Here is a 13,033-nt window from a genome sequence, read left to right as displayed (position 1 = left end):
GGGGTCTTCGGCTCGGCCGGTCAGGGCAACTACGCGGCGGCCAACGCCTATCTGGACGCGGTCGCCCACCGGCGCCGCGCCGACGGCCTGCCCGCGATGTCCCTGGCCTGGGGCCTCTGGGAGCAGGCCACCGCGATGACCGCCCACCTCGACACCGCCGAGGAGGCCCGGACCGGCCGGAGCCGGAGCCGTTCGCTGGCCTCGGACGAAGGCCTGGACCTCTTCGACGCGGCGCTGCGCACCGGCGACGCGCTGCTCGTCCCGATCAAGCTCGACCTGCGGTCCATGCGGGCCGACGCGGCAGCGGGCCGCGAGGTGCCGCCGCTGCTGCGCGGGCTGATCCGGGCGAGCCGGCAGACCGCGCGGTCGGCGGCGGCCGACGGTACGGCCGGCCTGGCCGGCCGGCTGACCGGGCTGACGGCGGCCGAGCAGGAGGCACTGCTGCTGGAGCTGGTCCGCGGCCACGCGGCGACCGTGCTCGGGCACGCGGGACCGGAGGGCGTGAAGACCGACACGGCGTTCCGCGACTCCGGCTTCGACTCGCTGACCTCCGTCGAGCTGCGCAACCGGCTGCGCGAGGCGACCGGTCTGAAGCTGCCCGCGACGGTGGTCTTCGACCACCCGACCCCGCTCGCCCTCGCCCGGCACCTGCACGAGGAGTTCGGCCACGTGGCCGCCGAGACCGGCGCGGCGGCGCCGGCGGTCGTGCTCGCCGACCCGTCCGAGCCGATCGCGATCGTCGGCATGGCCTGCCGCCTGCCCGGCGGTGTGGCGAGCCCCGAGGACCTCTGGCGGCTGGTCAGCGAGGGCCGGGACGCGATGTCCGGCTTCCCGTCCGACCGCGGCTGGGACCTGGACGGCCTCTTCGACGCGGACCCGGACAAGGCCGGGACCTCCTACGTGGACCAGGGCGGCTTCCTGCACGAGGCGGCGCTGTTCGACGGGGGCTTCTTCGGGATCTCGCCGCGCGAGGCGCTCGCGATGGACCCGCAGCAGCGCCTGCTGCTGGAGACCTCGTGGGAGGCGCTGGAGCGGGCCGGCATCGACCCGGCCACGCTCAAGGGCACCGACGTCGGCGTCTTCTCCGGTCTGATGGGCGCGGGCTACGGCTCGGGCAGCGACGTACCCGCCGAGCTGGAGGGTTTCGTCACGACCGGCGCCGGCAGCAGCGTGGCCTCGGGCCGGGTGTCCTACGTGTTCGGGTTCGAGGGCCCGGCGGTCACCGTGGACACGGCCTGCTCGTCGTCCCTGGTGGCGATGCACCTGGCCGCGCAGGCGCTGCGGACCGGTGAGTGCTCGCTGGCCCTCGCCAGCGGCGCGGCCGTGATGACCGGCCCCGGCGCGTTCGTGCAGTTCTCCCGCCAGCGCGGTCTGGCTTCGGACGGCCGGTGCAAGTCCTACGCGGACGCGGCGGACGGCACGGGCTGGGCCGAGGGCGCGGGTGTGGTGGTGCTGGAGCGCCTCTCCGAGGCGCGGCGCAAGGGGCACCGGGTGCTCGCGGTGGTCCGCGGCAGCGCGGTGAACCAGGACGGCGCGTCCAACGGTCTGACCGCGCCCAACGGGCCCTCGCAGCAGCGGGTGATCCGCAAGGCGCTGGCCAACGCGGGCCTGTCCACCGCCGACATCGACGCGGTGGAGGGCCACGGCACGGGCACCGTGCTGGGTGACCCGATCGAGGCCCAGGCGCTGCTGGCCACCTACGGCCGCGGCCGCGACCCGGAGCGGCCGCTCTGGCTGGGCTCGCTGAAGTCCAACATCGGCCACACCCAGGCGGCTTCCGGCGTGGCCGGTGTGATCAAGATGGTCCAGGCGCTGCGGCACGGCGTGCTGCCGCCCACCCTGCACGTGGACGCGCCGTCCTCGCAGGTGGACTGGACGGCGGGCGCCGTCGAGCTGCTGACCGAGGCGCGGGAGTGGCCGGAGACCGGCCGCCCGCGGCGGGTGGGCGTCTCCTCGTTCGGGCTGAGCGGGACCAACGCGCACCTGATCCTGGAGCAGGTGCCGGAGGAGAACGCGGTGGAGCGGCCCGCCGTCGAGCCGACGGGTGTGGTCCCGCTGGTGCTGTCGGCGAAGAGCGCGGGCTCGCTGGCCGGGCAGGCCGACCGGCTGGCGCCCTTCGTCGAGACGTCCGGGGCGGGGACGGCGGAGATCGCCGCCGCGCTGCTGGCGCAGCGGGCGCTGCTGTCGGAGCGCGCGGTGGTGCTGGCGGGTTCGCCGGAGGAGGCGCTGGCCGGGCTGAGCGCCCTGGCGCGCGGGGAGTCCGCCGCCGGTGTCGTGACCGGGGGTGGCCAGGCCCGGACGGTGCTGGTGTTCCCGGGGCAGGGGTCGCAGCGGGTCGGGATGGGCCGTGAGCTGGCGGAGCGGTACCCGGTGTTCGCCGAGGCCTTCGACGCTGCGTGTGCGGCGTTGGACGAGCGGTTGGCGGGGTGGACCGACCACCCGGTCAAGGACGTGGTGTTCGGCACGGCCGGATCGCTGGACCAGACCGTCTACACCCAGGCCGGGTTGTTCGCCGTGGAGACGGCGTTGTTCCGGCTGATCGAGTCCTGGGGCGTCCGGCCGGACGCGGTGATGGGCCACTCGATCGGGGAGATCACGGCCGCCCATGTGGCCGGGGTGCTCTCGCTGGCGGACGCGGCGGCGGTGGTCGCCGCGCGCGGCCGGCTGATGCAGGCGCTGCCCTCGGGCGGCGCGATGGTCGCGGTCGCCGCGACCGAAGACGAGGTCGCCGAACTCCTCGGTGACGGTGTGGACCTGGCGGCGGTGAACGGCCCGTCGTCGGTGGTCCTCTCCGGCGAGGAGGCGGCCGTGCTGAAGGCCGCGGAGCAACTGCGCGAGCAGGGCCGCAAGGTCAAGCAGCTGACCGTCTCGCACGCCTTCCACTCGGCGCTGATGGAGCCGATGCTGGCGGAGTTCGCCACCGCCCTGGCCGAGGTCTCGTGGGGTGAGCCCAAGCTCGCGGTGATCTCCAACGTCACCGGCCGTCCGGCCGATCCCGGTCAACTGGCCGATCCCGCCTACTGGGTGGACCATGTGCGCCGCCCGGTCCGGTTCGCCGACGGCATCGCCACGGCGGCCGGTCCCGGTAACGCGGTCTTCGTCGAGCTGGGCCCCGGCGCCGCGCTGAGCGGCGTGGTCGCGGAGTCCGCCGGTGAGCGCGCGGTCACGGTGGCCGCGCTGCGCGACGGCCGCCCCGAGGCGCACACCGTGCTGGCCTCGGTCGCCGAACTCTTCGTCCGGGGCGTCGAGGTGGACTGGGCGAAGGCCCTGCCCGCCGGCCTTCCGGTCACCCATCTGGAGCTGCCCACCTACGCCTTCGACCACGAGCACTACTGGCTCCGGAGCGCTGCCGCCACCGACGCGGCCTCGCTCGGCCAGGGACGGGCCGACCACCCGCTGCTCGGCGCCGTCGTCCAACTGCCGCAGTCGGACGGCCTGGTGTTCACCTCCCGACTGTCGCTGCGCACCCACGGCTGGCTCGCCGACCACACCGTCGGGGGAGTGGTCCTCGTCCCCGGTGCCGCCCTGGTGGAGCTGGCCGTCCGGGCCGGGGACGAGGTCGGCTGCGGCACCCTCGACGACCTGGTCGTCGAGGTACCGCTCCTCCTGCCCGAGCACGGCGGGGTCCGGGTCCAGGTCGCCGTCGGCGGCCCGGACGAGCAGGGCGCCCGCAAGGTCGAGGTGTACTCCGCCCACGAGGACGCGACGGAGACCTGGACCCGCCACGTCACCGGCACCCTCGCGGTGGCGCCCACGGCGGGGGCCGAGCCGTTCGACACCGGGGCGTGGCCGCCGGCCGGTGCGGAGCCGGTCGACGTCGACGGCCTCTACACCGAACTCATCGCTCACGGCCACGAGTACGGACCGCTGTTCCGCGCCCTCCGGGCGGTGTGGCGGCGCGGCGACGAGGTGTTCGCCGAGCTCGCCCTGCCCGACGGGCAGCGGGACACCGCCGCCCGGTTCGGCCTGCACCCCGCGCTGCTGGACGCCGCCCTGCACCCCGCCCTGCGGGACGCGGCCGCGGCGGACCGGGACCGGACGTGGCAGCCGCTGGAGTGGCACGGGCTGGCCCTGCACGCCGTCGGCGCCTCCGCGCTGCGGGTGCGGATCACCGCGGCCGGGCCCGACACGCTGGCACTGGCGGCGGTCGACGAGGCCGGCGGCCCGGTCCTGACGGCAGCCGCGGTGACGCTGCGGCCGCTCTCCGCCGAGCAGTTGGCGGCCGCGGCGGGCACGGCCGACGACGACGGCCTGTACCGGGTCGACTGGGCGGCGCTGCCCCCGGCGCCGCTGCAGGGCACCGGCACGGCGCCGCGGCGCGCGGCCGTCGCGACCGAGGCGGACCTCGCGGCCCTGACGGCCGGTGGGGACGTTCCCCCGGTCGTGGTCCTGACGGCCGTCACCGACGGCGAGAGGGAGGACGCCGTCCTCCCGCTCACCACCCGGGTGCTGGCCGTGGTGCAGTCCTGGCTGGCCGACGAAACCCTGGAGGACTCCCGCCTGGTGGTGCGGACCCGGGGCGCGGTGCCCGCCGGCGGCGACGCCGCGCTCACCGACCCGGCCGGCGCCGCCGTCTGGGGCCTGGTCCGAGCGGCCCAGGCCGAGAGCCCGGACCGGATCGTCCTGCTCGACCTCGACCCGGCCGCGCCGGACGACCTGGACACCGCGCTCGCCGCGGCGCTGCCGCTCGGCGAGCCGCAGGTCGCGGTGCGCGGGACGGCGCTGCACGTACCGCGCCTGGCCCGGACCGCCGGCGAGGTGCCCGGCGGCGAACCGGCCTTCCGCCCGGACGGCACGGTCCTGATCACCGGCGGCACCGGCTCGCTCGGCGCCCTGACCGCCCGTCACCTGGTCGCGCGGCACGGCGTCCGCCACCTGGTCCTCGCGGGCCGGCGCGGCCCGGACGCCGACGGCGCGGCGGAGCTCGCCGCCGAGCTGGAGGCCGCCGGGGCCACGGTGTCGGTGGTGGCCTGCGACGTCACCGACCGGGAGGCGGTCGCGGCGCTCCTGGCCGCCGTGCCGGCCGGGCACCCGCTGACCGGCATCGTCCACGCCGCCCGGGTCTTCGACGCCGGGGTGATCGGCGAGGTCGACCCGGACCGGATGGCGCGGGTCTTCGCGCCGAAGGTGACCGCCGTCCGCCACTTGGACGAGCTGAGCCGCGAACTCGCCCCCGGGCTGGACGCGTTCGTCCTGATGTCCTCCGCCTCCTCGGTCTTCCTGGGCGCGGGCACCGGCGGCTACGCCGCGGCCAACGCCTATCTGGACGCGGTGGCGCACCGGCGCCGCGCGGCAGGCCTGCCCGGTACGTCCCTCGCCTGGGGTGTGTGGGCGCAGGCCGACGGCTCCGCCGACGGGCCCGGTCAGGACCGGAGCGGCCGCCGCGGCGGTGTCCGGCCCCTGACGGCCGAGGCGGGCACGGCGCTGTTCGACGCGGCGCTGCGCACCGGCGAGGCCCTGCTGGTGCCGGTCGAGCTCGACCTGCGGGCGCTGCGCGCCGACGCCGCGCTCGGCGGCGGTGTCCCGCCGCTGCTGCGCGGTCTGGTCCGCACCGGCCGGCAGGCCGTCCGGGCGGCCGCCGGTGACGGCGGCGGCGGGCTGGCCCGCCGGCTGGCCGGGCTGGCGCCCGCCGAGCAGCAGGCCCTGCTGCTGGACCTGGTCCGCGCCCGGGTGGCGACCGTCCTCGGTCACGCCGGGTCCGAGCAGGTCAGGCCGGAGACGGCGTTCAAGGACGCCGGCTTCGACTCGCTCACCTCCGTCGAACTGCGCAACCGGCTCCGGGAGGCGACGGGCCTGGGCCTGCCGGCCACGGTGGTCTTCGACTACCCGACGCCGCTGGCCCTCGCGCACTACCTGCACGACCGGCTGGACCCGTCCGGCGGGGCCACCGCCGCCTCGCACCCGCTGCTGGCCGAACTGAGCAGGCTGGAGGCGATGCTGGCCGAGACACCGGCCGGTGACACGGCCCGCGCCCAGGTCGCCACCCGGCTCCAGGGCCTGCTGGCCGCCTGGTCGACGGCGAACGGCGGCGGGGCGGCCGAGGAACAGATCGACTACGACACCGCCTCCGACGACGAGCTCTTCGACCTCATCGACACGGAGTTCGGCAGCTGACCGCCACCGGCACCCCCGCAGACCACCCGACGCCACAGCCTTCTAGGAGCCGAACTTCGATGGCGGATGAAAGCAAGCTTCGCGACTACCTCAAGCGCGTCCTCGCCGAAGCGCGCCGCTCCCAGCAACGCGTGCTGGAGCTGGAGGCCGAGAAGGCGGAGCCGATCGCGATCGTGGGCATGGCGTGCCGGCTGCCGGGCGGGGTGGCGGGCCCCGACGACCTGTGGCGGTTGGTCACCGAGCGCGGGGACGGCGTGTCGGGCTTCCCGACCGACCGCGGCTGGGACCTGGACGGGCTGTTCGACGAGGACCCGGAGAAGAGCGGCACCTCCTATGTGAGCCGGGGCGGCTTCCTGCACGAGGCGGGGCTGTTCGACGCGGGCTTCTTCGGGATCTCGCCGCGCGAGGCGGTGGCGATGGACCCGCAGCAGCGTCTGCTGCTGGAGACCTCGTGGGAGGCGCTGGAGCGGGCCGGCGTCGACGCGGCGGGGCTGAAGGGCTCGGACGTCGGCGTCTTCGTCGGAGTGATCAACGAGGGCTACGCGACCGGCGGCCCCGTCCCCCCGGAGCTGGAGGGCTTCACCGGGACGGGGACCACCGGCAGCGTGGCGTCGGGCCGGATCTCCTACGTGTTCGGCTTCGAGGGTCCGGCGGTCACCGTGGACACCGCCTGCTCGTCGTCGCTGGTGGCGATGCACCTGGCCGCGCAGGCGCTGCGGCGCGGGGAGTGCTCGCTGGCGCTGGCCGGCGGTGCCACCGTGATGGCCGGGCCGGGCATGTTCATGGAGTTCTCGCGGCAGCGGGCGCTGGCGGCCGACGGCCGGTGCAAGTCCTACGCGGACGCGGCCGACGGCACGGGCTGGGCCGAGGGCGCCGGCATGGTGCTGCTGGAGCGGCTCTCCGAGGCGCGGGCCAACGGGCACCACGTGCTGGCCGTGCTGCGCGGGTCGGCGGTGAACCAGGACGGCGCGTCCAACGGGCTGACCGCGCCCAACGGCCCCTCGCAGCAGCGGGTGATCCGCAAGGCGCTGGCGGCGGCCGGGCTCACCCCGGCCGACGTGGACGTGGTGGAGGGGCACGGCACCGGCACGGTGCTGGGCGACCCGATCGAGGCGCAGGCGCTGCTGGCCACCTACGGCCAGGAGCGCGAGCCCGGGCGTCCGCTCTGGCTGGGATCGCTGAAGTCCAACATCGGCCACACCCAGGCCGCCGCCGGGGTGGCGGGCGTGATCAAGATGGTGCAGGCCATGCGGCACGGCGTGCTGCCCGCGACCCTGCACGTCGACGCGCCCAGTACCGAGGTGGACTGGTCGGCCGGCGCGGTGGAGCTGCTCACCGAGGCGCGGGACTGGCCGGAGACCGGGCGGCCGCGCCGGGCCGGGGTCTCCTCCTTCGGCGTCAGCGGTACCAACGCGCACGTCGTCCTGGAGGAACCGCCCGCCGAGGCACCCGCCGAGCCGGACGCGGGGCGGTCCGCCCCGGGCGGTGTGCTGCCGCTGGTCGTCTCGGCGTCCTCGGCCGGCTCGCTGGCCGGGCAGGCCGAGCGGCTGGCGGCCTTCCTCGGGACCGCCGAGGGGCCGGAACCGGCGGACGTCGCCGCCGCGTTGGCCACCGGGCGGACGGCGCTCGCCGAGCGCGCGGTGCTGGTGGCCGGTTCGACGGAGGAGGCGCTGGCCGGGCTGGGCGCCCTGGCCCGGGGCGAGTCCGCTCCCGGGCTGGTGACGGGCAGCGCGGCCGGGGCGGGCAAGCTCGTCCTGGTCTTCCCGGGGCAGGGTTCGCAGTGGGTCGGGATGGGGCGTGAACTGCTCGACGCCTCACCGGTGTTCGCGGAGCGCGTCGCGGAGTGCGCCCGGGCTCTGGACCCGTTCGTCGACTGGTCGCTGGAGGAGGTGCTGCGCGGTGAGGCCCCGGCCGAGCTGCTGGACCGGGTGGACGTGCTCCAGCCGGCGAGCTTCGCGGTGATGGTCGGTCTGGCCGCCGTCTGGGCCTCGGTGGGCGTGCTGCCGGACGCCGTGCTGGGCCACTCGCAGGGGGAGATCGCGGCGGCCTGCGTGGCGGGTGCGCTGTCGTTGGAGGACGCGGCGCGGATCGTGGCGGTCCGCAGCCAGGTGATCGCCGGGAGCCTCGCCGGTCGCGGTGGCATGGCGTCGGTGGCGCTCTCCGAGAGCGAGGCCGTCGAGCGGCTGGTGCGCTGGGCGGACCGGGTGGAGGTCGCGGCCGTCAACGGCCCGGCCTCGGTCGTGGTCGCCGGTGACGCCGAGGCGCTGGACGAGGCCCTGGAGGTGCTGGCGGCCGACGGTGTCCGGGTGCGCCGGGTGGCGGTGGACTACGCCTCGCACACCCGTCATGTCGAGGCGATCGAGGAGACCCTCGGCGAGGCCTTCGCGGACATCCGCAGCCAGGCCCCGCTGGTGCCGTTCCACTCCACCGTCACGGGCGCTTGGGTCACCGAGGCCGGCGTGCTGGACGGCGGCTACTGGTACCGCAACCTGCGCGGCCAGGTCCGCTTCGGCCCCGCCGCCGCCGCCCTGCTCGAAGCGGGCCACACGGTGTTCGTCGAGGCGAGCGCGCACCCGGTGCTGGTCCAGCCGGTCAGCGAGATCGTGGACGAGGCCGGGGCCGAGGCCCTGGTCACCGGGACGCTGCGGCGGGACGAGGGCGGCCCGCGCCGCCTGCTGGCCTCGATGGCCGAACTCTTCGTCCGGGGCGTGGCCGTGGACTGGACGGGCGTGCTACCGACCGGCACCGCCCGCGTCGAGCTGCCGACCTACGCCTTCGACCACCGGCACTACTGGCTCCAGCTCGGCCCGGCCGCCGACGCGGCCTCGCTCGGCCAGTCGGCCGCCGACCACCCCCTGATGGGCGCCGTGACGGAGGTGCCGGAGACCGGCGGCCTGCTCGGCACCTCGCGGCTGTCGCTGCGCACCCACCCCTGGCTGGCCGACCACGTCGTCGGCGGTGCCGTGCTGCTCCCGGCCGGCGCCCTGGTGGAGCTGGCCGTGCGGGCCGGTGACGAACTGGGCTGCGGCACCCTCGACGACCTGGTGGTCAAGGCCCCGCTGCTGCTGCCCGAACAGGGCGGCGTCCGGGTCCAGGTGACCGTCGGCGGCCCCGACGAGAGCGGTGCCCGCAGCGTCGCCGTCTACTCGACCCGGGAGGACGCCTCGGGCGACACCGGCGGCGACACCTGGACCCGCCACGCCACCGGCACCCTCACCGCGACGACCAAGACCGCTGCCCCGCAGGCCGACTTCACCGTCTGGCCGCCCGCCGGGGCCCGGCCGGTCGACGTCGACGCCCTCTACGCCGACCTCGGCGGGCACGGCTACCAGCACGGCCCGGCCTTCCGGGGCCTGCGCGGGCTCTGGCAGCGCGGCGCGGAGACCTTCGCCGAGGTCGCGGTGGACGAGGAGAGCCGGGAGGAGGCCGGGCGGTTCGGCCTGCACCCCGCCCTGCTCGACGCCGCCCTGCACCCGGCCCTGCGGGACACCGCGGTGGCCGACGGCGCCGCGACCGGCGCCCGGGTCTGGCAGCCGCTGGCCTGGCAGGGGCTCGCCCTGCACGCCGTCGGCGCCTCCGTGCTGCGGGTGCGGATCGCGCCGCGGGGCGGCGACGCCCTGACGGTGGAGGCGGTCGACCCGGCCGGCGGCGTGGTCCTGACGGCGGACTCGGTGGAGCTGCGGCCGCTGACCGCCGAGCAGTTGACGGCCGGCCCGGGCACGGCGGGCGCCGACTCGCTGTTCCGCGTCGAGTGGAGCGACCTGCCACCGTCCACGGTGGCGGCGGCCGACCGGCCGGTTTGGGTCGCGGTGTCCGACGCGGCCGGGATCACCGCGCTGGCCGACGGCGCGGGCCCGGAGGCGGCGCTCCCCGCCGTGGCGGTCCTGGACGCCGTGGCGGACGGCGCCGACGGCGTCGACGCCGCGCTCGTCCTGACCAACCGGGTGCTGGCGGCCGTCCAGGCCTGGCTGGCCGCGCCCGGACTGGAGGAGGCCCGGCTGGTCGTCGCCACCCGGGGCGCGGTCGGCGCCGGCGCCGACCGCGCGGTCACCGACCCGGCCGGTGGCGCGGTGTGGGGCCTGATCCGCGCCGCCCAGACCGAGAACCCGGACCGGATCGTCCTGCTCGACCTCGACCCCGCCGCGGACCTCGACCTCGACCTCGCCCCGGTGCTGGGTACGGCGCTCGCCACCGGGGAGCCCGAACTGGCCCTGCGCGGCACGGCGCTGTCCGTCCCGCGGCTCGTCCGCGCCGCACCGGCCGCCGGGGCCGACGGCGGGACGGGGACCGGCCTCGACCCCGAGGGCATCGTCCTGATCACCGGTGGCACCGGCTCGCTGGGCGGGATCCTCGCCCGGCACCTGGTCGCCGACCACGGCATCCGGCACCTGGCGCTGGTCAGCCGGCGCGGCCCGGCGGCCGAGGGCGCGGCCGAGCTGGTCGCCGAACTGAAGGGGCTCGGCGCGACGACGGTCGCGGTGGAGTCCTGCGACGTGACCGACCGGACGGCCGTGGCGGACCTGCTGGCCGACGTGCGCCGCGCCGGGCGCCGGCTGACCGCCGTCGTGCACACCGCGGGCATCGCCGACGCCGGTGTCATCGGCTCGCTGGACCCCGAGCGGGTCGCCCAGGTCTTCGCCCCGAAGGTCACCGCGGCCCAGCACCTGGACGCCCTGACCCGCGAACTCGCCCCCGACCTGGACGCGTTCGTGGTCTTCTCCTCGGTCTCCTCGGTGTTCCTCGGCGCGGGCACCGGCAGCTACGCGGCCGCCAACGCCTTCCTGGACGCCCTCGCCCACCAGCGCCGGGCGGCCGGTCTGGCCGCGACCTCGCTGGCCTGGGGCCTGTGGAACCAGACCGCCGGCGGTATGGCAGCCGGCATGGACGACCTCACCCGCAGCCGGATGAACCGACGCGGCGGTGTGCTGGCGATGACGGCCGAGGAGGGCATGGACCTCTTCGACGCGGCCCTGCGCACCGGCGAGGCGCTGCTCATCCCGGCCAAGCTGGACCTGCGGGCGCTGCGCGCCGGCGCCGCGGCCGGCCGGGACGTCCCGACCCTGCTGCGCGGCCTGGTGCGGACCGGGCGGCAGCTGGTGCGGGCGGCCTCGGGGGACGGCGGCGGCGGGCTGGCCGGTCGGCTGGCCGGGCTGGCGGCGGCCGAGCAGGAGGCGCTGCTGCTGGAGCTGGTCCGCGGTCACGCGGCGACCGTGCTCGGGCACGCGGGGCCCGACGCGATCAGGAGCGGGACGGCCTTCCGGGACTCCGGCTTCGACTCGCTGACCTCCGTCGAGATGCGCAACCGGCTGCGCGAGGCGACCGGTCTGAAGCTGGCCGCGACGGTGGTCTTCGACCACCCGACCCCGCTCGCGTTCGCCCGCTACCTGCACGCCGAGTTCGGTCTCGTCGCCGACGGGACCGCCGCGGCGGCGCCGGCGGTCGCGCCCGCCGACCCGGACGAGCCGATCGCGATCGTCGGCATGGCCTGCCGGCTGCCCGGCGGCGTCGGCAGCCCGGCGGACCTCTGGCGGCTGGTCAGCGAGGGCCGGGACGCGATGTCCGGCTTCCCCGAGGACCGCGGCTGGGACGTGGCGGACCTCTTCGACGCCGACCCCGGAAAGGCCGGCACCTCCTATGTGAGCCAGGGCGGATTCCTCTACGAGGCGGGGCGGTTCGACGCCGGGTTCTTCGGCATCAGCCCGCGGGAGGCGCTGGCGATGGACCCGCAGCAGCGGCTGCTGCTGGAGACCTCGTGGGAGGCGCTGGAGCGGGCCGGCATCGACCCGCTCTCGCTGAAGGGCACGGACGCCGGGGTGTTCTCCGGTGTCATGGGCCAGGGCTACGGCGCCGGCGGCGCGGTGCCCGCGGAGCTGGAGGGCTTCACCGGCACCGGCGGCATGGGCAGCGTGGCCTCCGGCCGAGTGGCCTACGTCTTCGGCTTCGAGGGCCCGGCGGTCACGGTGGACACGGCCTGCTCGTCGTCGCTGGTCGCGATGCACCTGGCCGCGCAGGCGCTGCGCCAGGGCGAGTGCTCGATGGCGCTGGCCGGCGGTGCGACCGTGATGGCCACCCCCGGCACCTTCGTGGAGTTCTCCCGCCAGCGCGGCCTGGCGACGGACGGCCGCTGCAAGTCCTACGCGGACGCGGCGGACGGCACAGGCTGGGCCGAGGGCGCTGGTGTGGTGGTCCTGGAGCGGCTGTCGGAGGCGCGGCGCAAGGGGCACCGGGTGCTCGCGCTGGTGCGCGGGTCGGCGGTCAACCAGGACGGCGCGTCCAACGGGCTGACCGCGCCCAGCGGGGTCTCCCAGCAGCGGGTGATCCGCAAGGCGCTGGCCAACGCGGGCCTGACCGGCGCCGAGGTGGACGTGGTGGAGGGCCACGGCACGGGCACGGTGCTGGGTGACCCGATCGAGGCGCAGGCGCTGCTGGCCACCTACGGCCAGGACCGGGAGCCGGGGCGTCCGCTCTGGCTGGGCTCGCTGAAGTCCAACATCGGCCACACCCAGATGGCCGCCGGGGTGGCCGGTGTGATCAAGATGGTGGAGGCGCTGCGGCACGGCGTCATGCCGCCCACGCTGCACGTGGACGCGCCGTCCTCGCAGGTGGACTGGACGGCGGGCGCCGTCGAGCTGCTGACCGAGGCGCGGGAGTGGCCGGAGACCGGCCGCCCCCGCCGGGTGGGCGTCTCCGGCTTCGGGGTCAGCGGGACGAACGCGCACCTGATCCTGGAGCAGGCCCCGGTCGAGGCCGAGGCGCAGGCCGTCGCGGTCGAGGCCGCTCCGACGGGTGTGGTCCCGCTGGTGCTGTCGGCGAAGAGCGCGCGGTCGCTGGCCGGGCAGGCCGACCGGCTGGCGCCCTTCGTCGAGACGTCCGGGGCGGGGACGGCGGAGATCGCCGCCGCGCTGCTGGCGCAGCGGGC

General features: G+C 76.6%; 2 protein-coding genes. Both read left to right on the top strand.

Features of this window, described 5'->3' with window-relative positions:
• Nucleotides 1-6,114 (top strand): type I polyketide synthase (locus ACZ34W_RS37885; RefSeq protein WP_465610951.1); only part of this gene is annotated, 6,114 nt, incomplete at its 5' end.
• 59 nt (nt 6,115-6,173) lie between these two features.
• Nucleotides 6,174-13,033, top strand: a 6,860-nt coding sequence (locus tag ACZ34W_RS37880) for a type I polyketide synthase (RefSeq protein ID WP_465610949.1), incomplete at its 3' end; no start/stop codon positions are given.

It is taken from the genome of Kitasatospora sp. NPDC022856 (assembly GCF_055561235.1).
This window is presented reverse-complemented; position numbering and strand designations above follow the sequence as displayed.